The sequence below is a fragment of the Paenibacillus sp. NPDC057967 genome (assembly GCF_042887015.1).
GTDB lineage: Bacteria > Bacillota > Bacilli > Paenibacillales > Paenibacillaceae > Pristimantibacillus.
In genome coordinates this window covers 849408-875255 of the sequence record NZ_JBHVQB010000001.1, presented here as the reverse complement: position 1 = coordinate 875255, position 25848 = coordinate 849408, and the positions used below count along the sequence as shown (strand labels likewise).

At 51.0% G+C, this 25848-nt stretch carries 20 protein-coding genes; 16 read left to right on the top strand and 4 right to left on the bottom strand.

The window, feature by feature from the left end; genetic code table 11:
* Nucleotides 1-156: 156 nt before the first annotated feature.
* On the bottom strand, nt 157-684 hold the full coding sequence (locus ACFVSO_RS03735; RefSeq protein ID WP_387470219.1) for a cupin domain-containing protein: 528 nt from the start codon (nt 682-684) through the stop codon (nt 157-159).
* Nucleotides 685-948: 264 nt separating this feature from the next.
* Between ACFVSO_RS03735 and ACFVSO_RS03730 the strand changes: the two genes are divergently transcribed.
* The 10 genes from ACFVSO_RS03730 to ACFVSO_RS03685 all read left to right on the top strand — a co-directional run bounded on the left by ACFVSO_RS03730 (nt 949) and on the right by ACFVSO_RS03685 (nt 17263).
* Nucleotides 949-1962 carry a LacI family DNA-binding transcriptional regulator gene (locus ACFVSO_RS03730; RefSeq protein WP_387470217.1) on the top strand — a complete coding sequence of 338 codons (1014 nt, stop codon included), beginning with the start codon at nt 949-951 and terminating at the stop codon, nt 1960-1962.
* A 117-nt stretch (nt 1963-2079) separates the two neighbouring features.
* Nucleotides 2080-3438 carry an FAD-dependent oxidoreductase gene (locus ACFVSO_RS03725; RefSeq protein WP_387470215.1) on the top strand — a complete coding sequence of 453 codons (1359 nt, stop codon included), beginning with the start codon at nt 2080-2082 and terminating at the stop codon, nt 3436-3438.
* Between the two features lie 128 nt (nt 3439-3566).
* Nucleotides 3567-8543, top strand: a complete 4977-nt coding sequence (locus tag ACFVSO_RS03720) for an S-layer homology domain-containing protein (RefSeq protein WP_387470213.1) — start codon at nt 3567-3569, stop codon at nt 8541-8543.
* Between the two features lie 80 nt (nt 8544-8623).
* Entirely contained in the window at nt 8624-9145 is a 522-nt protein-coding gene (locus tag ACFVSO_RS03715; protein WP_387470211.1) for a GNAT family N-acetyltransferase, read from the top strand.
* A gap of 6 nt (nt 9146-9151) precedes the next feature.
* Nucleotides 9152-10858, top strand: coding sequence for a hypothetical protein (locus ACFVSO_RS03710; RefSeq protein ID WP_387470209.1), 1707 nt, complete (start codon nt 9152-9154; stop codon nt 10856-10858).
* A gap of 263 nt (nt 10859-11121) precedes the next feature.
* The gene (locus ACFVSO_RS03705) at nt 11122-12768 is read left to right on the top strand and encodes an extracellular solute-binding protein (RefSeq protein WP_387470207.1); all 1647 of its coding nucleotides are present in this window, start codon (nt 11122-11124) and stop codon (nt 12766-12768) included.
* 90 nt (nt 12769-12858) lie between these two features.
* Nucleotides 12859-13827: an ABC transporter permease gene (locus ACFVSO_RS03700; protein ID WP_387470205.1), complete on the top strand. Its 969-nt coding sequence runs from the start codon at nt 12859-12861 to the stop codon at nt 13825-13827.
* Nucleotides 13828-13839: 12 nt separating this feature from the next.
* Nucleotides 13840-14721: a carbohydrate ABC transporter permease gene (locus ACFVSO_RS03695; protein ID WP_387470203.1), complete on the top strand. Its 882-nt coding sequence runs from the start codon at nt 13840-13842 to the stop codon at nt 14719-14721.
* On the top strand, nt 14721-15770 hold the full coding sequence (locus ACFVSO_RS03690) for a zinc-dependent alcohol dehydrogenase (protein ID WP_387470201.1): 1050 nt from the start codon (nt 14721-14723) through the stop codon (nt 15768-15770). The genes ACFVSO_RS03695 and ACFVSO_RS03690 overlap by 1 nt, the downstream gene beginning before the upstream one ends.
* An 80-nt stretch (nt 15771-15850) precedes the next feature.
* Nucleotides 15851-17263: an extracellular solute-binding protein gene (locus ACFVSO_RS03685; RefSeq protein WP_387470199.1), complete on the top strand. Its 1413-nt coding sequence runs from the start codon at nt 15851-15853 to the stop codon at nt 17261-17263.
* Nucleotides 17264-17459: 196 nt separating this feature from the next.
* Here ACFVSO_RS03685 and ACFVSO_RS03680 read toward each other — a convergent pair whose 3' ends face one another.
* Nucleotides 17460-17864 carry a VOC family protein gene (locus ACFVSO_RS03680; protein WP_387470197.1) on the bottom strand — a complete coding sequence of 135 codons (405 nt, stop codon included), beginning with the start codon at nt 17862-17864 and terminating at the stop codon, nt 17460-17462.
* Between the two features lie 215 nt (nt 17865-18079).
* On the opposite strand from ACFVSO_RS03680, the gene ACFVSO_RS03675 reads away from it, so the two are divergent.
* From ACFVSO_RS03675 to ACFVSO_RS03665, 3 genes are all read left to right on the top strand, one after another.
* Complete coding sequence (locus tag ACFVSO_RS03675; protein ID WP_387470549.1) at nt 18080-18589, top strand: sigma-70 family RNA polymerase sigma factor; 510 nt, start codon at nt 18080-18082, stop codon at nt 18587-18589.
* A complete protein-coding gene (locus tag ACFVSO_RS03670) occupies nt 18586-19782 on the top strand; it encodes an anti sigma factor C-terminal domain-containing protein (protein ID WP_387470195.1) in 1197 nt (398 codons plus the stop codon). The genes ACFVSO_RS03675 and ACFVSO_RS03670 overlap by 4 nt, the downstream gene beginning before the upstream one ends.
* Before the next feature lie 171 nt (nt 19783-19953).
* Nucleotides 19954-21912, top strand: coding sequence for an ABC1 kinase family protein (locus tag ACFVSO_RS03665; RefSeq protein ID WP_387470193.1), 1959 nt, complete (start codon nt 19954-19956; stop codon nt 21910-21912).
* Between the two features lie 97 nt (nt 21913-22009).
* On the opposite strand, the gene ACFVSO_RS03660 is transcribed toward ACFVSO_RS03665, so the two are convergent.
* A complete protein-coding gene (locus ACFVSO_RS03660; RefSeq protein WP_387470191.1) occupies nt 22010-23038 on the bottom strand; it encodes a leucine-rich repeat domain-containing protein in 1029 nt (342 codons plus the stop codon).
* Nucleotides 23039-23415: 377 nt separating this feature from the next.
* Between ACFVSO_RS03660 and ACFVSO_RS03655 the strand changes: the two genes are divergently transcribed.
* The 3 genes from ACFVSO_RS03655 (at nt 23416) to ACFVSO_RS03645 (ending at nt 24938) form a co-directional block, all read left to right on the top strand.
* On the top strand, nt 23416-23757 hold the full coding sequence (locus tag ACFVSO_RS03655; RefSeq protein ID WP_387470189.1) for a phosphotransferase: 342 nt from the start codon (nt 23416-23418) through the stop codon (nt 23755-23757).
* A 93-nt stretch (nt 23758-23850) separates the two neighbouring features.
* On the top strand, nt 23851-24309 hold the full coding sequence (locus ACFVSO_RS03650) for a GNAT family N-acetyltransferase (RefSeq protein ID WP_387470187.1): 459 nt from the start codon (nt 23851-23853) through the stop codon (nt 24307-24309).
* A gap of 155 nt (nt 24310-24464) precedes the next feature.
* Nucleotides 24465-24938, top strand: coding sequence for a DinB family protein (locus ACFVSO_RS03645; RefSeq protein WP_387470185.1), 474 nt, complete (start codon nt 24465-24467; stop codon nt 24936-24938).
* 36 nt (nt 24939-24974) lie between these two features.
* On the opposite strand, the gene ACFVSO_RS03640 is transcribed toward ACFVSO_RS03645, so the two are convergent.
* On the bottom strand, nt 24975-25751 hold the full coding sequence (locus tag ACFVSO_RS03640; protein WP_387470183.1) for a DUF817 domain-containing protein: 777 nt from the start codon (nt 25749-25751) through the stop codon (nt 24975-24977).
* Nucleotides 25752-25848 lie beyond the last annotated feature (97 nt).

Here is a 25848-nt window from a genome sequence, read left to right as displayed (position 1 = left end):
ATATCGCCCATACGTAATGCCATAATCGGCAGGGATTCCATGAAGGCTGCACAACGGAGAGTGGTGGACAAGCAACGGAAAAAGACTGAACAAGCAAGCGCTTGTTCAGTCTTTTTACTAGTAAGAAAGTATGAGGGCAAAGGGCTGATTTTATGGTTAAACGCCCACAGGAATCTTCTCGTAGGCTACTTTACGGATTACTTCGTGATGCTCAGGATATTGTGCCAGCAGCTCCTGCTGAGTAAAGAGCTCGAAATCCTGAAAATCAAAGCCTGGCGCAACCATGCATCCCACAAGTGAGAAGGTGTCTGATTCCAGCACGGAGGAGCCGAAGATCGAATTTTTTGGCACGAGATATTGCATCGTTTCGCCTTTTTCCAAGTTGCTGCCCAGTTTGATTTCTTCATACGTGCCGTTCTCATGAATCACATGGATCGTTAGCGGGCTTCCTGCATGATAGTACCACAGCTCGTCTGATTTCAGACGGTGGAAGTGCGAGATATCCTGGGAACGGAGCAGGAAGTAAATGCTGGTGTACAGCCAGCGATGGCCGTTAAATTCAACGGACAATTCCTGGTCAGTAATCTTTTCCTCGCCTTGATAAGTGCGTTTATAATAGCCGCCCTCGGGATGAGCGTTTAATTCCAGTTTGGAAATCCAGTATTCGGGACTAGTTGCCTGCATGCGATCAAATCCTTTTTTATAATTTTGAATTTATTTATAATACCATTGATTCGACTATTTAGCGACATCAGAGGACGGTGGCTATGCGCCTCCTGCCCGATTATGGATGAATTTATGGTTGACAAACAAGACTGGGGTAGCAGATACTAGGGACATAGAATAAATTGGAGCGCTCCCAATTTTGGGACGCCACTATGCATCCTTCTTTACGAACGGCAATTAATCGGCTTGTTGGCATGAAGGGTATGGTGTAGGGAGGTCGCAGTGAAGCATACATTGGAATCCATTGCAGCTCTCGCAGGAGTTTCCAGAGGAACGGTATCCCGGGTCATTAACAATCAGCCGAGCGTAAAGCCGGAAGTGCGGCAGAAGGTGCTGGATATTATTGCCGAGACGGGATATACGCCGCATCCCCAGGCGCGCAGTCTGGCCGGCGGAAAAACCGGGAATATCGGCGTTATCGTATTTGGCGCCAAGCTCGATTTTTTGACGCATCATATTTTCTATGAGGTGCTTCAAGGCATTCAGCTTATAACGGCTATGAACAGCTATGATCTGCTTCTGTTTTCCAACCGGAGCGATTACGACCATGAATATTGGAAAAAAATCGCGATCAGCCGCAAAATCGACGGACTGGTTATTATGGGCGAATACATCCGGGAGGAGTATTTGCAATTTTACAGAGATCAGGGCATTCCGTTTGTACTTATCGGGAAGCGTGTATACGATCAGTTGCCGCTTGCCTGCGTGACATCGGATTATCGCCAAGGGGCATACGACGCTACGAGCTATTTGATCCGGCAAGGCAAACGTTCAATCGTTTATATTCAAGGTTTGATCGGCACTCCCCATGAAGAGGAGCGTTATGCCGGCTACAGAGGGGCATTGCAGGATGCGGGCATTGAGTTCCGCCCGGAATGGGTGGCGGTCGGCAAAGCCGAGCAGGAGGAAGCGCGCCAGCAGATGGAACGGCTGATTGAGGAAGGACAAACATTTGATGCGGTTTTTGCTGCCAACGATTTGATGGCGCTGGGCGCTATTGAATCTTTAACGAGGCATGACTATCGCGTTCCGCATGATATTGCCGTTATCGGTTATGACGATATTCAAGCGGCAGCCTTTATGAACCCGCCGTTGACCACGGTCAGACAGCATAAGCAGAAGCTGGGGCAGCAAGCCGTTGAGCTGCTGCTGGAGATGCTGCGAGGCGAGCTGGACTGGGATGTGTCCAAGGATGTCGTGATTGAAAGTGATTTAATTAAAAGAGGAACAGCCTAATAAACGAGAATTGCAGGACACGGCTAGCAGTCGGAGTCCTTTCTTTACAACAAAAAATGGAGCGCTCCCAATGATAAAATTGGGAGCGCTCCAAAATAGAGATAGGAGTTGTTTTCCATGCACGACTTAGGGGAATATGATGTAGCGGTTTTGGGAGGCGGCCCGGCCGGTATTACCGCCGCGATAAGCGCCGCCCGTTCCGGAGCCAAAACGATTCTGATCGAGCGTTACGGTTTTCTTGGCGGCATGTCCACGGCAGCGATGGTGTATCCGTGGATGACATTCCACGCTGCCTCCGGAGAGCAAGTAATTAAAGGGCTGGCCCAGGAAATTGTGGACCGGCTAATGGCGCTAGGGGCTTCGCCGGGACATCTGCGGGATACGATCGGCTTCACCCATACGTTAACCCCTTACCATCCCGAGGTGTATAAGGTGCTCGCATGCGATATGCTGGCGGAAGCGGGCGCAGATATTTTGCTACATGCTTCCGTTATTGATGTAAAGACGGATGGAGATCGAATCGGCGCTATCACGCTATATTGCAAAAATGGCATCAAGGAACTGCAAGCCAAGGTATACGTTGACGCCACAGGAGACGGAGATGTTGCCTATATGGCCGGCGCGCCGTGGGAGAAAGGCAACGACGACGGGAAGGTGCAGCCGATGACGATGAAATTTCGTATGCGCGGCGTAGACCTCCAGGCAGTTAAACAATATATGAAAAACAACCCTTCGGAATTTTACGAGAAGTCGCTGATTTCCGAGCTGGACCAACTGCCGTTAACCGGAGTGATGGGGTTTTACAGCAAGTGGAAAGAGGGCGGACTGCCGATATTGCGTGATGGATTATTGTTTTTCAGCGGCCCCGGTAAGGATGAAGTGTTGATTAATACGTCCCGTGTCTCGGGACTGGACCCTACGAACAGCGGGGATCTGACGAAAGCGGAGATTGAAGGGCGCAAGCAAGTGCTGGAGCTGGAGGCCTTCTTGCAGCAACATATTCCCGGCTTCGAGCAAGCCTCCGTGTCCGCTGTCGGCACGCAAATCGGGGTCAGGGAGACCAGGAGAATTATCGGGCAGTATGTGCTGAGCGGCCAGGATGTGTTGAGTGCGCGCCGATTCGAGGATGTGATTGCGCGCAGCGGCTATCCGATTGATATTCATAATCCGGAAGGCAAAGGCGTGACCGCCAACTTTATTCGGGAAGGCGCAGCTTACGATATTCCGTATCGAAGTATCGTTCCGCTCCAAACAACCAATCTGCTGCTTGCGGGACGCTGTATTTCTACCTCTCACGAGGCTCAAGCGACCACCCGGCTCACTCCTAGCTGCATGGCGATCGGGCAAGCGGCCGGTACGGCGGCTGCGCTGGCGGCGGAGCTTGATTGCGACACCGTCGAGGTGCCTATAGATGCATTGCAAAAGCGGCTGCTTGCAGGAAATGCGGAATTGGGCTTGAGTGGAGCCGCGGTGTGACGATAAAGAGAGCAAGATGCAAAGGAAAGAGGGCTCTGATTAATTCGGGGAGGTGGATGCATGGTTCGTTTCTAGGCTTTTCCTGACTCATAAGAATAACAAACATCAACTAAGCGGGGTGCATTCTAATGAAGAAAGGTTTCATGAAACGATGGTTCTGCATCGTTCTTTCGTTCTCTTTGGTTTTCTCTATGTCGTCGCTGCAAGTGTTTGCCGCGTCGGCAGACGATGCGGATCCGGTCATTGTCAATCCTGGCTTCGAGATGGAGGACGAGTCCGGCAACATTCCCGGCTGGCGGCTGGTTACAACAAATGAAATAAGCTTTGTAGCTCCAAGCTCCGAATTTGTGCGTACCGGAGGAACAAGCATGCATTTCAATAATCCTACCAATCAGGAGCAATTGCAGGTAGCGAGTGAGAAAATAGATGTCGTGCCCGGAGGCGTGTATAACGCCAGAGCGTGGGCGTATGTCGTGAACCAATCGCATAGCGTCGGTTACGAAATTCATTTTTTCGCTGCCGACAATAAGCCGGTTACGCCGTCGACATTTAAAAATTTTGCGAAAGACACATTAACGCTGAATGACTGGAATGAGCTGGTTGTTCCGTTTACAGTGCCTGACAATGCGGCCAAGGTGGAATTGCGGTTCAATTCCGGCAAAGCGGCTACGCATACAGAAGTTTACTTCGATGATGTGTCGATCGAAACGGTCAGCTTGCCCGGCGAACCGGAGCAGCCAGAACAGCCTGAGGGGCCTGTGCGGAATCTGGATTTTGAGCTGGAACCGGTGTCCGGCAGCATTCCCGGATGGAGCCTGAAGTTGCCGACAGTAGGTGTGCTTGAGCTTGCAACCAGTCCGGTTCGGGGCGGCAATTACAGCCTTCATTTTGCCGATCAGTCGAACGCTGCTCGCACTCAGGCGCAAAGTGATCCGCTGGACGTGAACGAGGGGGCCGAATATGTGGCCGGAGCCTACGTATACGTCATTAGTCAATCCCATAGCATTGGTTTGGAAGTCCATTATGAAAATGATCTGGGAACGGCGGTGGGCAGCCCGACATTTCTTAACTTTTCCGCAGCTCAATTGTCCACCGGCAAATGGTCGTTAATGGAGGTGCCGTTCACCGTACCGGCCGGCGCAACCAAAGTGCGGCTTCTCATCAATTCCGGTATTCCAAGCTTGACGGAAGCATACTTTGACGACTTGTATATAACGGAGGCGGGCGGAGAGACGCCGATTGACTTGCCGGATGAAATTCAGAATCCTGGCTTTGAGCTGCCGTCCGATAACGGCGGGATTCCGCATTGGAGTATCGGAGCCGGTACGGAGGGCGTGCTCGAACTTAGTACGGAACGAGTCAGAGACGGCTCGAACAGCCTTTATTTTGCCGATCGCGATAGCGGGCTTGGATTGCGGGCCATTAGCGATCCTTTCCGGGTTGAAGGCGGGGAGACTTATATTGCCGGTATTTATGTAAACGTTATCAATCAATCGCATAATATTGTGCTTGAGACGTATTATTATGATGCCAACGATGCTCAGATCGGAGTGAAGACAGAGTTGTTCAGCTCCAATTCGCTGGGAACGAATCAATGGTCGCGTATGAGCACGCAGACAGACGCCCCGGAACAGGCGGCGTATGCCAGAGTGGCGTTATACTCGGGAGGTGTGAGCATTACGGAAGCATATTTTGACGATGTTTCATTTGAGATCCTGCCCAAGGAAGAGCCATTGGACCGCGTCTATCAGGAGCCGGTTCAACTTGGCGACATGGTAAGCGTCAACCTGGGTCAGGCGGGACAAATTCAAACGAACAGTCTGGGAGAAAATGAGGTTTATTTCCACTCTAACGGTCTGCCGGGTCCTTTCTCGGTTCTCGATGCCGAGATGGGCGAATTGAAGTTTTCGGAGCTGATTCCGAATTCGGAAGCGATGTGGGCCATGACGGTCGGTTCAGATAAAAACGTGTATTTCTCCGCGACTGGAGATGGAGTGCTGTATCGCTATCTTCCAGCAGAGAAACGGGTTGAGCGGCTTGGAGTCAATCCGGCCGACAGCTGGGTCTGGGATTTGGAAGCGTCCTCCGACGGCAAAATTTATGGTGCGACCTTCGAGGATAAAGGCTCGGGCAAAGTGTTCGAATATGATATTGCCTCCGGCAAGTTCAAAAACTACGGCGGCATCATGGACGGCATGGACTACGTCCGGGGCATAGCGGTGCACGGCGAATACATTTATACTGCGCTTGGCGCCAACGTCCATCTATTCAAAATCCATCGCGAAACGGGCGAAAAAACCGAGCTTCCGATTAAGGGATACAGCGGCACTGTCGGCACGATGGCAGACGTCTTTGTGGTGGGAGATAAGTTGTTCGCATCGGTCAGCACGATTAATATGGTCGTCATGGACCTGAATACGTATGAGGTTGTCGGAGAGTTCCAATACAGCAACATGATATCGGAGCCGAATCCGGACAATGGAAACGAGATTTATTACAAGAATGGCAGCGATCTGTTCAAATACGATTTGACGCAAAACAAATCGGTTAAGATTGCGCTTCCGTTCCCTCTGCCGGATACGCTGCGCGTCAAGGATATGACCTGGATCACTCTCCAGGAAGGTGACAATGCGGGAGCTACGGTGCTAGCCATGATTACACAATACGGAGAGTACTGGTACTATAATCCGAAGGACAACTCGATCAAATTTGTGGATCTTGACATCGCATCTCAATATGTAAGGATACAAGCGCTCGAAAGCGGGCCGATGGACGGACGCATTTATTTGGGCGGCTACCAGCGGGGAATGAGTGTCTACAATCCGTTTACGAATGAAATAGATGTCAATATAGCGGCGTTTGCTCAACCCGAAGGAATCGGGTTCCTGAACGATTATGTATATTACGGCACGTATGTCGGAGCGGTCATGTATAAATACGATCCGCAGAAGCCAGCCGAGGTTGGCCATAATCCGGTGTTGTCCTATGATATCGGAAATCATCAGGACCGTCCGTTCGCAATTGAATCGGGCGGCGGCAAGCTGTATGTCGGTACGGTAGCGGACTACGGCATGCTCGGCGGCGTGCTGGCCGTATACGACGAGCGGCAGGACAAATGGACGCAATATAACGATGTCGTGAAGGATCAGGCTATTATCGGACTGGCCTACAAGGATGGCTTGCTGTACGGAGGAACTACCGTATGGGGCGGCCTTGGCATTTCGCCGACGCAGGCGTCTGCCAAAATCTTTGTGTGGGATGTAGCTAAAGGCCAGAAGGTAGCCGAATTTACGCCGGACATTCCAGGCATCGACGAAACGCCGAAGATGATCGGAGATCTCTCGTTTGGCCCAGACGGCTTGTTATGGGGCGCGGTTGACGGCACTATTTTTGCCATGGATGTGGCCAGCAAGGAAGTCGTGAAGAGCAAGATGATTCGACCAAGCCTCTACAACTCTAGCAAATGGAAGCCATATCATTTGAGATGGAGCCCGGACGGCATGCTGTACACGACGTTGTCTCGTCAACTGACCGTCATTGATCCGGAAACTTTGCAATACAAGGTGATTGACGGCACATTCACGAATGACATGACGATTGGTCTGGACGGCACAATCTATTATGCGCCGGATGCAGGCACCTCTTTAGTGAAAATCCCGGTTCCCGAAACCGACGCGACTTTGCAAGCCGTTACGATCGACGGCGAGCCGTTTGCGGCATTCACAACCGGGGTCACCAGCTATGTGCAAAAGCTGACGACAGAGTCGGTTGTTGAGGCAACCCCAACGCAACAGGGCGCGACGGTTGCGGTTGAAGTGGTGAAAGCAAGCGAAAAAACATTGATTAAGGTTACGGGCGCAGACGGCAAATCCAGATTGGATTATACTTTATATTGGAACGAAGCCGCGCGTCAGAAGGACAGACCGGGTGCAGGCGGTCCGAACACTCCGAACCCTCCGGGGCCATCGCAGCCTTCAACGTCTGAGGAGCGGGCGGAAGAGGGAAGACAGGTTGTGTCTGAGAATGAGCTTCGTCCGAATGCTCAAGGCGAGGTTAACGTGGAGCTGAAGCTACATGCGGATCATGCGCTGCTTCCGATTCGTGCGGGCGAGCTGGCCGGTGACCGGCCGATTACGCTGGTCGGCGGGAAATATTCCGTTGAAATTCCGGCGGAAGTGCTGAAGCAATTGAAACAGCTGGCGGAAGGCATGACGGAGGCGCAGATCAAAGTATCCTTCGAGCGGGCGAGCCAAAAAGACAGAGAAGCGTTAACGAGCGCCGCATCGGACCGGTATACGGCAACCGTTGCCGCACAAAGCGATATTCTCAACGTCCGTTTGTCCGTGGTCGGCAAAGAGGGCGGGGAGAAGCTGCCTGATCACCTGGCCGATCCAGTGACGCTCACCTTTATCATCGAGGGCGATATTGACCCTGATACAATAGGCGTCTATCGTATAGATAATAGCGGAGTTTTGTCCTATATTGGCGGAACAATTAGGGGCGGCAGCATCGTTGCAGAAGTATCGGAATCCGGTCGTTATGCAGTCCTGGAATTCCACAGGGCGTATTCGGATGTGCCTTCCGGCCATTGGGCCTCCAAGGCGATTAAGAAATTGACGACGATGTTGATTGCCCAGGGCGTGAGCGAGGATCGGTTTGCGCCTCAGAAAGTGACGACAAGAGCGGAATTTGTATCCCTCGTCGTTCGGGCCCTGGGATTGGAAGAAGCGAAAACTGATTTGGGCCGTTTCTCAGACGTGGCATCCGACAGCTGGTACGCTGCGGCAATCGAGACTGCATTCCAGGCGGGCATCGTAAGCGGAACAAGCGGCGCGGCCTTTGCTCCGGAAGCTGCGGTTACTAGAGAGCAAATGGCTGTTATCCTCTACCGGGCTTATGAACACAAGCGCGGCAGCAGCAAGGATCCCGTTGCGGGCGGCGGCTTTGCGGATCAGGATACTATCAGCCCATGGGCTGCGAACGCCGTATCGGCTGCTCAAGGTCTCGATCTCGTACGCGGACGCGGTAACGATCAATTTGTGCCGCAAGCGAACCTGACGCGGGCCGAAGCTGTGCAAGCGATTTTGAATTTGCTCGAAAAATAAACGAGCGCGGGTAATGCGGGTTTTGTTCCGCATTACCCGATTCTTATGGAGCAAGAATCCAGGAGGAGTGTAGGGAAACTATGGCTGATTTGCTGGTTAAATTGTATGATCTGCCCCAACTTGAACCGATGGACGCTTTCGAGCGGCGAACGGGCGTTGTGATCCGTCGGGCGATCGGACCGGAGAAGCATGTCGTTGTGCAGTGGATCCGGGAGCGTTTCCGCCCAAGCTGGGTCAGCGAATGCGAGGTTGCATTTGCCCGGAATCCCATTACTTGCATTGTGGCGGTAGAAGAAGGGAAGCTGATGGGGTTCGCTTGTTATGATGCCACAGCCAAAGGATATTTCGGCCCTACCGGCGTCGATGAGACCGAACGCGGCAAAGGGATTGGCAAAATGCTCTATCTCTATACGCTGCAATTGATGCGTCAGGACGGATACGGCTACGCCATTATTGGCGGCGCCGGACCGGTGGACTTCTACGCCAAGACATCGGGAGCCGTTGTGATTGAAGGTTCGGAACCTGGAATATACAAAGGAATGCTGAGATCGCAGTCCGATCCGTTCCGGCCGGTCTCATCTTCCGAAACGGAGTCGGAGTGATTTATAGTGGGGAAACTTGCGATCAGACTGCTTAGGAAGCATCCCTTATTCAACTTTGCAAGCGATGAGCTTCAAGCGATTAGCGACGCCAGTTCGAAGGAAGCGGCAGCTTCCTCTAAGCAGTGGATTATTGGAACCTGGAGCGATTGCGAACTGCATTTGTCGGCTAATGCATACAATTCGGCGGCGCTAAAGCCAGATGATTGGCCTTGGCGGAAGGAAGCAGGGAACAGCCAGGAAAATGGGGCGGATACCTACCCGGAGGACGCTTACGTCATTCTGCGCGGGGAGGACGTCATTGTTCTGGCCGGGCGCAGCGAACGGGCGGCATTGTATGCGGTCTACGCCTATTGCAAAGAGGAGTTCCAGATCGAGTGGACCTATCCGGGAGAAGGGGCCGTTCATGTCTCGCGCCCGGCATACTGCCAAGGCGGGGATCCGGTCTGCGCAACTCAGGCGGATATGTCCATAGTTCAAACGCCATCCATGCGGCGCAGAGGCTTCGTGTACGAGAATCTGCGGGATGAGCCGTATTTGCTGGCGGTGATCGATTGGCTTGCCAAAAACCGCATCAATGAGCTGTTCATGACGTTTATGCTATGGGATGAGCTGGGTTCGGCGCTGGCCCCTGAGCTGGTTAAACGCGGCATTACATTGACGCTCGGCGGTCACAGCATGAAGTTTTTTATGCCGGAGTTAATGGAGATAAGGCAGCTGGATTATTCCGATTTGAGCTGGCAGCCCGGCGTTATAGCCAGCGTCGTGCAATATTGCGGGGAGGTTCCGTCATTGACCCGGATATCGCTGTGGCCGGAGGATGCCGCAATCGCTGATAATGAGGCGGAGAAAAAACGGTTTTTATCCGGCTATATCCGGTTTACGGAACGAATAAAAGAAGCGTTGAGCACAGCCGGCATAGAAATTGCAGTAGAGCATATTGCCTATAATGCGGGGTTGTCCTGGGATATGCTGGAGCTGCTCGACGGAGTGGAAGCATCGGCCGACAGCGATATTCTGTTTGCCTATTGGGGCAGGGACTATAGCCAGCCATGGTCTTCTGCGGAAAGCCGCACCGAGGATGCGAGAGCCGGCAGAGCTTTGGAGCGATGGGTGGAAGCGGCAGCCGAAAAAAACAGGAATATTTGCGTGTTCGAATATTACAGCGACCACTTTATGTTAAGCTCGTTATTCCCCGGCCTCTCGGAGCGAATATACAATGATTTGGCACTGTTCCGGCAGCTCGGCATCGACTCCGTGACGAATCTGGTTGTTCCATGCTCCGACACCGGCACTGAATACTCTTGGAAATGGGCGCAAGGCTACAACAGCTATCTGTTCGCGCGATGCGCCTGGGGGGATAGCGCTGAAGCGGCTTTAGAGGATTATTGGCAATATGCGCCGGCAAGCGAACGCGATTTCCTTCGGGCGGCAGTCGATCGAGTGGGCCGCAGGCTGGCCCGTTTGACACGCTACAATTTTCCATTGTTCCCGGCAAGAGTGGTCGATGTGAAGAAGTTGACGGCGCCTGTTATGGAAGCAAGTGATATTTGCGCTGAATTGAAGGAGCTTGATACGGAAGTCCAAACCATCCTGGCTCATTCACGGCGCAGCGAGTGTATTGGTCTGGAGCCGTTTATGATGTATTTCAGTCATCTTGGCGCGACGATAGAGGAATTGAGCGAAGATTGGGCCGACAAAGGAGAACGCGGGTAACCGCTTCTCCTTTTTTTTGTAGCAACATATGGTGAATGAAATCTAGTTTATAACTAGTGAACTAATTGAAGATGGTTTTTGTCTTAAAAGTGTTGACAGTTAGGTTTTTGGAATATATTATTTATATATGCACTAGATATATACTAAATATGATTTATGGAAACCGCTATTATATTAGTGAATAACGTTAAACTAATGGTTTTCAATTAAAAGTCAGACATACTAGTGCACTTGTAGTATAAAAACGATTGGGGGAACGGAATATGACAAGCAATAAGCTGAGAAAAACAGTATCCAAGATGGCGCTGGCACTGGCGCTTGTAATGGTCGTAACCGCATGCTCAGGAAACTCGAAAAACCCTTCACCGTCGCCTTCTGCGGCACCATCGCCGACTTCAAGCAGCGAGGGGAATGAAGGCAAGACCGAAGGCGGGGCACTGCCGATTGTGGCGGATAAGCTGACATTGGATACCTGGGTTGTATCGGACGGCAACTTCCGCGGCCAGGACTATAACGAAAAAAATTCTTTCGCCAAAATGGAAGGGCTTACAAATATTAATATCAACTGGATTCAAGGCAGCGGCGCCGACGGCGTCGAGGCGTTCAATCTGCTTATGGCAGGCGGCCAGATTCCCGATCTTGTTGTCTACGGCAACATGGTGACGGAAGCCCCGAAATACGGTCAGCAAGGGGCGTTTGCCGAGCTTACGCCTTATATTGAGCAGCATGCGCCTAACTTCAAGAAAATTCTGGACAATAATCCGGAGCTAAGGAAGCTGCTGACGACAGCTGATGGCGAAATTTATCATTTTCCTCAGCTGAATCTGAATGAATACAATCTGGTTCAGATGTATCCGCAAATCCGCCAGGATTGGCTGGAGAAGCTGAAGCTGGAGGAGCCGAAAACAATCGACGACTGGTATGCCGTTCTGAAGGCATTCAAGGAAGGAGACCCGAACGGAAACGGCATTGCGGACGAGATTCCTTATGTCGCTGTGAACCTGCAGCATATCATCCGCACCTTCGGGCCTGCGTTCAATACAGATTGGGAGTTCTACGTCGATAACGGCAAAGTGAAATTCGCACCGTATGAGCCGGAGTACAAAGAATTGCTGCAATGGCTGAACAAGCTGTACAGCGAAGGGCTGCTCGATCAGAACTATCTTGTAGATACCGACTTCAAATTTTTGACTGAGAAGGTTACAACCGACCGCGCCGGGGCATGGGCGGGCTGGTCCGGATCGTATATGCGGTCGTTCACCGACTTGATGGAGGGTCATTCGACGTTCAATCTGGTAGGCACGGAGCCGCCGGTCGGCCCGAACGGCGAGCAAAGATTCGGCTTCCACGCATGGCCGCTCGGAACGGTAGGCATCGCGATCTCCGCCAAGAGCAAGCATATTGAAGAAGCGGTGAAATGGCTTGATTTCCAATATTCAGAGGAAGGCATTATGCTGAACAACTTTGGCGAAGAGGGCGTATCGTACGAGATGGTCGACGGGTATCCGACGTTTACCGATGCAGTGTTCAACAATCCTGACGGCCTTAATTCCACGCAGTCGCTGCTGAGCTACACGATTGGCGGCGGAAGCTGGGCGACGGTTGCGGACGAGCGCTACCTGGAGCAATATGACATGGAAGCAGCAATTGAAGCTAAGCAGAAGGTAGGAAAGTACATCAACTTTGACAAAGCGTTCCCGCCGATTACGCTGACAACGGAGCAGAACGATAAGATTTCGTCGCTGCTAGCGGATATTCGTACTTACCGCGATGAATTTGCCAACGGCTTCGTTATGGGCAACCGTTCGTTCGATGAATATGACCGCTTTGTGCAGCAATTGAAGCAAATGAAAGTCGAGGAGATCATCGCCGTCTATCAGGAAGCTTACAACAACTACCTCGGTAAGTAACAGCATGCTACGAAGGCGCGCCCCTCGGCTGGGGGGCCGCTTTTTTAATCACATGAGCATTAAACGGGCTTCCCGGAAAGGAACGGGCATATGAACGCTAACGCGGCTAAATCGAATAACAAGGTTCCGGATCAATTGGATAAAGGCGTCCGACGAGCGACATACCGGGGAATCATAAGAAACCGATCGCTCTATATGATGCTAATTCCTGTAGTGTTGTACTTCATCATTTTTCATTACAAGCCTATGTATGGAGCGATTATTGCTTTTAAGGACTTCAAGCCCTTTCTCGGGATTGGAGACAGTCCATGGGTCGGCTTCAAACATTTTGAGCAATTTTTCGAAAGCTATTATTTCCTCCGCATTCTGCGGAATACGCTTGTGATCAGTCTGTATCAGCTTATATTCGGATTTCCGGCGGCCATTATTTTGGCGCTGCTGCTTAATGAACTCAAAAATCAAATCTTTAAGCGGTTTGTACAATCCGTCTCTTATTTACCGCATTTCATTTCGCTAGTTGTCGTGTGCGGCATGCTGATTGATTTTCTGCAGCCGGACGGCATCATTAACCGGTTCCTGATGGCGGTCGGCGCGATTGGCGAACCAATCAATTTTATGATTTTGCCGGAATGGTTCCGCGTTATTTTTGTCGGGTCGGGCATTTGGCAAAGCGTAGGCTGGAGCTCGATCATCTTCCTCGCCGCACTATCGGGAATCAATCCTTCCCTCTATGAGGCGGCGGCAGTCGACGGGGCGGGGCGATGGAGACAAATGCTAAGCATTACATTGCCGGGCATTATGCCCACCATCATTATTCTGCTTATTATTAATATCGGAAATTTCATGGTTGTCGGTTTTGACAAAATCATTTTGTTATATAACTCCGCAACGTATGAAACAGCGGATGTGATCGGAAGCTTTGTATTCCGCAGGGGCATTACCGAAGCCAACTACAGCTTTACCGCTGCCGTGGGCCTGTTCAACTCGGTGATTAACTTTACGCTGCTTGTGCTGGTGAATCAGCTGGCCAAGAAAAAAGCGGACAGCAGCTTATGGTAGGGGGAGACACAGATGATTTACAAAAAATCGATTGGGGAACGCCTGTTTGACGGTTTTAATATTGTGTTGCTGGCGGCCGGATCATTCCTGTTTCTGTATCCGCTTTGGTTTGTAATCGTGTCCTCGGTCAGCGATGCGGCATCCATCGCGTCCGGCGCGATTTCATTATGGCCCCGCGGATTTAATCTGGAAGCTTACGAACGGGTATTCAGCGACTCTCGCGTATGGCTCACGTACCGCAACACGATTTTCTATGTCCTTGCGGGCACGCTGATTAACCTCGTCCTGACAACCTTGGGCGCTTATCCATTGTCTCGCAGAGATTTGTACGGCCGCAATGCCATTATGCTTTTTATCGTATTTACCATGTTTTTTAGCGGCGGGCTTATTCCTATGTATTTGAACGTGCGCGATCTCGGCTTGTTCGACACGCGCTGGGCGCTGCTCCTGCCGGGTGCCATCAGTGCCTATAATCTGATCGTGATGCGCACATTCTTTCAATCCACAATTCCCGACGGCCTTATCGAATCGGCCAAAATAGAAGGAGCGAGCGAATATCGGATACTGTGGAGTATCGTGCTTCCGCTCTCCATGCCGGTCGTAGCCGTTATGACGTTATTTTACGCTGTCTATCATTGGAATAGCTGGTTTGACGCCATGATTTATTTGCAGGATCGTTCGCTTCATCCACTTCAATTGCTGCTAAGAGAAATTCTGGTTTCCTCGCAGACTAACGATATGCTCGGCGGGGTCGGCAGCGGCGACGTGGTCGGCGTATCCGAGACGATCAAATATGCGACGACAGTCATTGCAACGTTGCCTATTCTCGTCATCTATCCGTTTCTGCAAAAATATTTTGCCAAAGGTGTTATGCTTGGAGGAGTTAAAGAATAATGATAAATCCATTGCAGACAAGCGAACCGTTAAAGTTCGACAGTCATATGAAGGCTGTATTCAGCTATAAAGGCAAGGCGATTGTGCAGCAAGCTCCTATGCCTGAGGTGAAAGCTCACGCTGTACTCGTTCAGACCGTATATTCCGGCGTAAGCAACGGTACAGAACGGTTGATGCTGATGTCTAATCATCAGCATCCCGTTGCGCTGGGTTATAGCGCATGCGGCATTGTACGCGCAGTGGGAGAAGGGGTCCATCACGTCAAGCCGGGCGATCGCGTTGCTTGCTATGGCGCGCCGTATGCCCGTCATGCCGAATATATGCTGGTGCCCAAGCATCTGGCAACGCCGGTGCCGGATGATGTGGATATGAAGGAAGCCGCTTTTGTCGGGCTCGGCGCCATCGCCATACATGCGCTGCGGCAGGCTAAGCTGGAGTTCGGCCATTCGGTCGTTATTGTCGGGATGGGCATTATCGGCCAGATTGCAGCCCAAATAGCCAGTGCGGCGGCTTACGATACGATTGTTTACGATTTGCAGGCGGAGCGGTGCGCCTTGTTCGAATCGCTCAGCAAAGGCAGAACGGCCCAAACGCTCGAAGAGCTTGAAGCTGTCATTCATCAGGCGACGGGCGGTTGCGGCGTGGATGCGGTGCTGCTCGCGGCCAATGGAAAAAACAACGGTCTGATTGATGGAAGCTTGGACTGGATTCGGGACCGGGGCAGCATTGTGATTGTTGGCGATCTCGAAATGAATTTTTCAAGAGAAAAGATGTTCAGGAAGGAAGCGGAGATCCGAATATCGAGGGCCGGCGGCCCCGGACGTTACGATAGCAACTATGAGGCAGGAGGTCAGGATTATCCGCTGGGCTTCGTGCGCTGGACGGAGGGCAGGAATATGAGCGAATATATTCGGCTCTTGCGGGAGAAGCGCATTGCGATCAACCCTCTCGTTAATCAGAGCGTGCATCTTGACGAGATTCCCCGCATGTACGAGGATTTGTTCATGTCGGTCTCCCCTGCATTAGGCACATTGATAACGTATGAATAGTGATATATACTACCAAGTATATAAGGTGCCGGTAAAAATTGTGAGAATTGTCCGGTATTATACGAAGGGTAGTGCATTGTATGGAAAAGCCAAGCAGAACCACGTTTCGGGTGCGTCTCGAGACTATGGTTCATCAGCTTAGAGAAGATATACTAAGCGGCACCCTTGCGCCGGGGAGTTACTTGCCGTCGGAGGACGTGCTGGGCGAACAGTTCCTGTTAAGCAAAAAGTCGGTTCGTAAAGGGCTGGAGGAGCTTGTTAACGAAGGGCTTATCGTCAAAAAGCCGAAAATCGGCAATATGGTGCTGAAGCCGAGCGAAGCAAGCGGCAGGACGAGCATTCGGTTGTGCTATTACCCAGAAGTGGACCAGGAGATTGATATGGGCGCCTTACTGGATATGTTCGAGCGGAAGCATCCCCACATTCAGGTAAAGCGCATGACGATGAATACGGATCATTATGCCGATCAGGCGATTGAGTTTATGGAAGAGCAGATGCTGGATGTCGTTCTATTAAACTATTACGATTTTAAGCATTTCCATGAGACATCCCGATTGCATATGCTGATGGAGCAGCCGATTGACGAAGCGATCTATCCGTTTCTGAATCGGGCATTTACGATAGACGATCGGAGCTATGTTAAGCCATTTTCTTTTTCGCCGGTTATTCTTTGTTACAATAGAAGGCACTTTCAGGAGGCCGGGCTGACGGAGCCGGACAGCAGCTGGACCTGGAACGACTTTTACAAGGCTGCAGAAGTATTGTCCAAGATCGGTGAAGAGCATAAGCGGCTGGGCTTCTTCTTTTATCCTTATTCCAGCAATCGCTGGCCGCTTTGGCTGCTGCAGCATGATTTTCAGCTGCAAAGGAATGAGGAGGATCAGCTCAATCTTCGAAGCGAGCCGTTCACCAAAAGCATTCATACGTTAAAAGAATTGTTTACGAACGAATATACGGCGCCGTCTCTGGTATTCGAGAGTTCTCAGGATCCGGAGCGCTTGTTTGCGGAAGAGAGAACGTCGATGATTGTCACGACATACTTCAGATTGAATCAACTGAAGCAGGCGGCATTCGAATATGATATCTCGCCTGTTCCTTATGTAGAGACGCCCAAAACGCTGCTCCTGAACGTGGGAATCGGCATCAGCAGCCAATCCGCCCATAAGGAGGCGGCGAAATTGCTGGTCGATTTCTTAACCTCGAAGGAAGCGCAGATGTTCATGAGGAATCAGACGCTGTCCATTCCTAGCGTGAAGGAAGCGGCCCAGTCGGAGCGGCTGGACAAACAGGGTGAGCCCAAGCGGTATCAGATGTTCCGTGAAATTATGCCAAGCTATCGGTATTACACGGACATGAACATGACGCGCTCCCAGCTTACCGCTATGGTTCATTATCTTAAGCTATATTGGGCAGGACTTGAGACTGCCTCGAATGCCATCGCAAGCATAGAGCGAGCTCTGAATCAGGAGCTTGCGGAGCATGTATCAACTTGATTCGCATCGTAATGCAGAAAGATCATTCCGAAATAAGCAAGGTGTGCTTGGGCGGAATGTGAAGAGGGGAAGGACGCTGCTTGTCCTTCCCAGAACGATGACCCGCAAGAGGGGCACTTGGTAATGAGTGCCCCTCTGCGGGTCATTTTGTGTTTTAATAGCAACTAATGTTGGATATCGCGGATTACGCTCTTTTTTAGGCAGTCGGAGCTGCGGTCGTAATCATCCATCTGATGCCGAATGGGTCCTCGATTTGTCCGAACAAGGAGCCCCAGAATGCTGGCTCCAACGGGCAAATGATTTTGCCGCCTTCAGCCAGCTTGGCGAAAGCTTCGCGAGCTTCCACTTCCGTCGCAAACTCGAAGGACAGGTTGATGGCATTCCCCTGAATAACAGGCTCGAATACGGAATCGGACATCATGAAGTGAATGCCTCCGGCTACGAAGCTCAGATTCACGACCTTGTCCTTCAGCTTTTCCGCCGCTCCCGGCAGTTGTCCATGCGTCATGACGGACACGATCTCCCCTCCAAGCGCATGAGTGTAAAACTCAGCTTGTGCTCTTGCGTTCTCCGATACAATATAAGTAGTGTACTTTGCCATGTTACTTAACATCCTCTCATCCATTGGTTTGACTGTTGTTTACCAGCCTCTATGATGACAACGAATGAGGGGATACAAAATCGACAGCTTCAAAAAAAGTTTTTTTGAGTAAGAAAGTCAGGGTTGTAACTTATTCATGCCTGAAACGTGAATAGGTCAGAGCATGGCGCCATGAGCTTAACAGAAAAGGGGGATGCAAGGTCGATACACACGCACTGGATCATATTTATCGTCAATACGGACAGGACTTGTATCGTTATCTGTGCTCCCTCGCCGCCAGCCCCCAGGTTGCCGAGGATCTGATGCAGGATACCTTCTACAAAGCCTATGTCTATCTGGAGAGCTACGACAACGAACGGATTAAGCCCTGGCTGTTCAAGGTTGCTTATCACGCCTTTATTGACTGGCAGCGCAAGGAGCGGCGAAGCACGCCTTATGAGCCTGCATGGATGGAGCAGACAGTTGCCTCTGGCGGCACTGCCCGGAGCGCCGAGCAAGAGGCGCTGGCGCGCGAAGCGGCCGAGAGCTGGCTCAGTCTGCTGGGCAAGCTCTCGATCAACAAGCGGCATGTCGTGCTGCTGCGCGACCATTATCAGCTATCCTACCAGGAGATTGCCGATATTACGGGCATGTCGATCTCCAGCGTCAAAATAAACATTCACCGCGGTCGCGAGGAACTGCGCCGTCTAATTAAACAAGCCTATGGAGGAGGGGATGACCTATGACCAATCCAATATGCAAAGAGATGGAGCCGCTCTGGGACCGATACCTGAGAGGAGAATGCACGCCGGAGGAGGAACGTCAGGCCGAAGAGCATCTGGAGCAATGTCCGGCGTGTCAGGAGAGACTGGATCAGGCAATGGCAGCCCAAGCGCCGCTTGTTCCTCCCACGACGACTGAGCAGGCTGCACCCTCTAGTGGCAAGCAGCAGCGCTGGATGAGAAGAGCCAAGTGGAGGAACCGAGTGAGCACAGCGGTAAATTTGCTATCCGCCTTTATCCTGTTGTCCATTCTCTCCGGCATCACGACCGGGTTGCTCTATGGCTTGGGCGGCTCGTCCAGCACCAGCGAGAGGCTACCCAAGGTATTGGGAACAGCAGTCGGCATGACCGTGCCCAATCTGAATGTGAACAGCGGCGGGGTCAGCACGGGATTCTACTTCAACCTTTCCATGGATTATAAGATGAGCAAGCAGGTCGGAAGGCAGGAACAGCTGTATGGCATTCTGCACGGGGATATGCGATTCAATCTGCTGAATGTGAAGCGCGAGTGGTTCGGCGGTGGCTATCAGAGCAATCTCTATTTTGCATATCCAGAAACTCCGGGATCGCTCACGGACGAGGATCGTCAATACGAGCGGGATAGGGATAACGATGTATGGAAGGCACTGGAGATGCTGCCGGAAGGCACGGTATCCGAGCTTGCCGTCTCACTGGATGCGGCCTATTCACTGGAGGAGATTTATGCCATGTTCCAGACTTACGACATGGATATTGTCTGGTATGCATTCGATACCGGACTTGAGCAGGATAGTGCAAGGCAGGGCAACTTTTTGAGCGGCTGGAGCGGGGAGCTGTGGGGCATGAGCAGCGACTTGATGCTGCGATATGCCAGTTACAGCAGCGGACTGAAGGTGTGGGGCGATGGGCCAGCGAAGGAGCAGGCATTCCTGCGGGGTCTTCAGGAGCTGCAGAAGAATGAGCGTTGGGTGCGCAAGCTCGTACACGCCGATCCCAAGCTCCAGAAGCGGATCGAATATGTGAGCGAGCATGGCGCCAGAAGCTACGGCCTCATTGTGACCGGCCCGACGAAGGAACTGCTGAAGCTGCGCGAGAATGTGCATATCACGCGTCCTGCACTGGGCGAGACCGACTGGTGGAATTGGTATCAGACAAGTTATAGCAGCGTGCAGTATTAGTTTTCTATCGATGGTTTGCCCGTTGATCATGTCGAGGAAGCCGATGACCATTAGACATTTGTCGTTTTTGATATGGAGGGTTCTGTAGTATGATCGATGGAGCGGGGAATAGTCAAAAATCAACATTACGTATCATTTTGCAGGCAATCCTTTGCTGAGAGGAGAGAATGGATGTATTCTCAGTTAATTTTATTAGCGGTTGTAATGATCTTCATTATTGGCCGGCTGATCGGGACCAGGATCAGCTTTTTGAAGCAAGTAATGGCATCGCTGCTCAGTGTCATCGTGACGTCTGCCTTCTACTACTACGGGTACTTGCAATATGACAAGTCCGATGAGTTCGGAATAGCAGGGTGGCTGTGGCTGCTCAGTATGGTGATTGTATCGCTGCTCTTCTATCTGTTCTTCGAGATGTTCGATCCGATTCCGATCGGCGAGAGAGGCGAGCGGCTTACCGATACCAAAAATCCGTTCAAGCGCTTATCTGCCTGGTGGAATCGCCAGCGCAGATACATCCAGGTGCTTATCATCGCAATCCGATATGGCGTAGGCAAAAATCTGGCGCTCAAACGCACGCCAGCCTCGGATCAAAAGCTCGCCGTATCGCTGCGCAAGACATTGGAGGCTTGCGGCGGATTTTTCATCAAATTCGGCCAGGTGCTATCGACGCGATCGGATCTATTGCCGCCGCCTATTGTCGAAGAGCTGTCGCACTTGCAAGAGAATGTTGTACGTTTGACGACTGCCCAAGTGGAGGAAATACTTGCCAAGGAGCTGAACCAACCCCAAGACGATATCTTCGGCACATTCGAGATGGAACCGCTCGCCGCAGCTTCCATCGGACAAGTTCATCGCGCTACTTTACGTGATAGCGGGAAGCAAGTCGTCGTTAAGCTGCTGCGTCCGGATATATCCTCTAAGCTGCAGCGCGATCTGGACATCCTGGTGCGCTTCGCGGCTTGGGCGTCTGGCAAGTCCGCCTGGGCCAGGAATATCGGCTTTCTCGAACTGGCACAAGGCTTCTCTGCTGCGATGAAGGAAGAGACGGACTTTCGAATTGAGGCCCGCAATTTCGCGCAAGTAACAGCGTCGCTCCTTCATAGTCCGTCCAAGGTCAAAATCCCGCATGTATATCGAGAGTACAGCAATGCCAAAGTGCTCGTAATTGAATATATGGAGGGGGCGAGCGTCAAGAGCGGAACCGCCATTCTGGATGAACGCGGCATCGACCGCTTGGAGGTTCAGCGGCGAATCTTCGATTGCATGCTGGAGCAAATTTTCTTCAAGGGCATCTTCCATGCCGATCCTCATCCCGGCAATGTCTACATTCTGAATGACGGGACACCGGCACTCTTGGACTTCGGCTCTGTCGGGCGGCTCGGAACTTTGCAGCTTGATGCGCTGAAGCGATTGCTGATCGGTTTTGAGAAGCGAAGTCCTTATATGATCAAAGACTCATTGCTGCAACTGGTCGAGACAAAGCAGGAGATAGACCAGGATGATCTGGAGCAAGCGCTCAGCCAACTGCTCGTTCAGACCGCTTATGACGCGGCGGGGGGCTCGGATGCGTTCATTCAGGGATTGTTCCGCATGATTGGGGAGTTTGGGCTGTCTTTCTATCCGAATGTAGCCGGAGCTTTCCGCTCGCTGATCACCCTTGAAGGGACGATGAGGCAACTGAATCCTTCCTTTAGCCTTATGGACGAATCGCGGCGGTTCGCAAGAGAGCATTCGGCGCAATTCCTTCCGGTCAGCTCCACCGCGGATTTGAAGGAGGCGGCGGCGAACGAACTGCTGGAGCTGCTGCCTGTCATACGCAGATTGCCGCGGCGGCTCGATCATCTCGGCTCGATGCTGGAGAAAGGTGAGTTTTCCGTCAAGGTGGGCTTTTTCTCCGATAAGGCGAATACGTCCTTTGTGACCAAATGGATTTCGCAAGCGTTGCTTGCTTTTGTCGGGACGGCGTTTGGCGGTATTTCGATCGGGCTCCTCAGCTTGGGCGGCCGTTATTCGGATGATGAATTTAATATGGTGACCATGTTTGGTTATACAGGCATCTTGATCAGCGCAGTTTTGCTTATCCGGGTTGCCATTCATGCCGTGCGCCATCTGAAGCAAGTGAAGGAATAGTTGGAATTACAGAACTACAAGGAACACAAGGAATACAGGAATACTTCAATAAAACCGGCCTTTATCACTGCTCCTTGCAGAGAATGGCCGGTTTTTTTTACGTCAAGATAGGGGTCAAATGCTCGATTGCCATGGAGCGTATGCGCTCTGTTTCCGGGATATGTTCGTATAGAAGATGGCCTTTTCCTGCATGCTCTAATTGCTCGCGTATGGCTGCATGGCGCCGCTTACCCGTATCGATAAAGCGGAAGTCGATCTGCCGCAGCCGCTCCATATCTTTCAATAGTTCGAAGGCGTCAGCTTTAACCGCAGTATTGATATCCTTCAGTTCCAGGGCCTCGAGCCGATTGGCGGTCCAGAGATTCTGAATGTCTCGCAAGGCTTTCATATAGTCAAGCTCCAGCTGCCGAAGGTTGCCCAGCTTAGAGAAGTCGCATAAGCGCTCGACTTTGGGCAGCGATAGATGAAGGAACTCTAGATTTTGAAGCTTGCCAAGAGGCTCGATATCGGTCAGATTGCGCACAGAGGAAAGCTTAAGCATACTCACATTGGAAGGGGCCAGCACCTCGATCGGACCTTTCACATCGCAGCTGTCGATGGACAGATACTTGATAAGCGGAAGCTCGTTAACGAAATCTAACTGGTCTATGGAGCAGTTAAGAATAAGCGTCTCTAGGGAAATGCATTCAGCAATTGGCCTCAGATCCTTGAATTTGCCATGCAGCTCTAGATAGGCTAGCTTCTTGTAGCTTTGGATGAAGGCCAGTTCTAGCGGTTTCTTAGGTGAGCTGATATTAAGAAATTGCAATTGCACCATTGAACCAAGCATGGACAAGTCTTGCGGCTCGCGGAGATTCAGCTGCAAGGCAGCAACATGCTTTAAGGACGCAAGCTTCGCCAGAAACTCCTCTGAATATCTGGTTTTCTCGTCCATCGTCGATAGGAACAGAATAAGATCGGGTCGCTTGGCGAACACCCGTGTATCCAGGTCAACCAGATCCTTCAGCGTATCCGCGCCCACTCTGAAGCTGACGGTCGCCCGGTTTCGCAGATGCTTAACTGCACGAATCATTTTCTCCGCATCCCAGGGAACGCCTTGTATCGAAGCATGCCAGATTTCACTCATGATGGGTCACCTCATTTGTGGATTTAGTAGAGTTATAGTTTTTAAGTAGTCGTTTCTCGAAACCAGCTATAAAATGGTAGAGAATACAAACCAAGTATACTGGTAATAGATAGCGGATGCCACTCGGAGCGGTTGGGTGAAAGGAATGAGGCGCATTGGAGCTATCCATTTTCGGAGAGTCTGTTTAAACCGGGGGAGAAGATTACGTGCATTCAGACGATGAAGCGGGGAAGACACTATCAATCCGTTTATCGGGTTGAGGTGAATGAACGCGATCAATCGCTAGGAACGATCTTGGGGAGCGGGTTAAGAGCGTTTTATCAGCTTGATTCTAAAGCATGTCCTTTCCATGACTTTACCCTGACTATTTGATCGAAATGGTGCGAAGGACGATAAAGCATCAGCCGGATGAGACGGCGGCAGCGGCACATGATGCATTCCCAGGCGATACGATTGAGCAATTGCTTGAATTTTTGAAGCGGCATAAGCCGTGCGATGATGAGCTTGTCGTGACCCATGGCGATTTCGGCACAGGGAATGTTATTGTTTATGAAGGGGCATTGAAAGGTTTTATTGATGTCGGGGAAATGGGCATATCTGATCTTTATTACGATATCTACTACTTGCTTAAAAGCTTGACCTGCTATATGGAGCGTCATGATGAGATTCCGGCCTTTCTGGAGGCTTACGGCTTGCCTCAGTTCGATGAGCACGCTTGAATTTTCATCGCATAATTGATACATTGCTCCTCTAGATGCTTTAGATGCTTTTGACTCGAGATGACAACACAGATGATGCAAGGAGACTATAAAATGAAATTTGAACGTGTGACAGCCGAAACGCTAGCTGCTGTACTGGATATTGTCAATTCCAATCCAGCTTATAATACGATGGAGAATGATACCCCCTCCAGAACATTGGAAGAAGTTGAGAGTGAATTTCTGAACGGGGAGAGCGAGAGTTACTTTATTATCGATGGAGACAGGAAGATTGGGCTTATCGATTTCCTACGGAACAATCCGAATGACGGCTGTCCATGGCTGGGGCTGCTGATGATTCATGGCGATTGTCATGCTGCTGGCTATGGCAGAAGGGCTTATGCTTCGTTCGAGGAGCAGTTCGTAAAGCTTCAGTATCCTAAGCTTAGAATTGGCGTTTTTCGGAGCAACGTTAAGGCGTTAGCCTTTTGGAAGTCTCTCGGCTTCGATCCATACAAGACTAGTACCTGGAGAGGCAAGGACGTCGATTGCTTGGAGAAGGAATTGTCGTAGATTGGGGAGGCAAGGTGATAGGTCGCTGAGACCGACTTAAATGTGCTAACTTCTCTTGGTAGAGGAAATTAAGTCGGAGAGACCGACTTAAAAGTGCCAACCTCCCTCGGTAGAAGGAAATAAGTCGGTGAGACCGACATATGAGGAGGCAACGTATGACCCATTTATTCCGCTACAACTGGATGGTCAGAGATGAATGGTTCCAATTATGCCGCCAAATCTCAAATGAGGAGCTATTGCGAAAACGGACTGGCGGAGCGGGGAGTATTCTGTATACGCTGTTTCACATTTTGGATGTGGAATATAGCTGGATTCGGGGAGTTCAGGAGAAGCCGGACATTCAAGTCCAATTCGAAGATTACATGTCGATTCAGCAACTACAGGAGCTTTCCGATACTTGGAGAGCAGAGTTGGAACCGTTCCTGGTAACATGGACGAGTGACCTTGACTATGAAGTCGTAAAAGTTCCATGGGCAACAGAGCAATACACAAAAGGGGAAGTAGTCAGACATGTAATCGCACATGAAATTCACCATATGGGCCAGCTATCGATTTGGGTAAGAGAGCTAGGGCTCAAACCGGTATCGACCAATGTGATCGGTAGAGGATTATTTAAACAAGAGGGCTGAAAATCTCGGAGTACAACTGGTACTCCGAGATTTTTGTTATCCTTCATCCTTCGTTCGGCCAGCCTTCACATGCTTCAGCTGCGCCACGATGATGACGCTAATGATAACGAGAAGAAACCAGGAACTGATCTTGCTGAAGCTGACGAGCTGCCAGGTTTCATGCTGGTCGGGATACTTCCAGGCGTTAAAGAACGTAGCAATATTTTCGGCCAGCCAAATGAAAAATCCCACAATGATAAAGGCAAGCGATAAGGGCATGCGATAAGTGACATTCCGCACCCGGTAGATAATCCGCGTTTTCCAGAATACGATGAAAACCAGCCCCGTCAGCCACCAACGAAAATCGGGAATAAAGTGATGGGTGAAGAAGTTCAAGTAGATAGCTCCGCCGAGCAGCATCGAAGGAACGATTCCAGGCCAGCCTGTCATGTCCATCCGTAGCCTCCGCCATATTTGGCACATAAAGCTTGCTACGCTGGCATACATAAATCCGCTATAGAGCGGGACTCCGAACAGCTTCGTATACCCAGGGTCCGGGTATGCCCAAGACCCCATATGCACCTTATACAGCTCCAGCGCTAACCCAATGACGTGAAAAAGACAAATGACCTTGATCTCATCCAGCGTCTCCAGCCCGCTGCGGTACATGAGGTACTGCACGCCAAGCAAAATAAGCAGAATGGCATCATACCGGTGAAGGAAAGGGAATTCTAAAACGGTTGACACCGCCAAGGTTCCGAAGATTGCCACAGGAAAGATGCAGCTCATCGCCTGATGATAGCCAAAATGCAGCAGTTGAATAACAGGTTTCATTGGGTGTTCACCCCGCACATTGATTTAGAATGCTTTGGTCATTCCCTATCATAAGGGGGAGGGCTGTTCGGAAAAAGAGAAATTAACAAACGGGAAA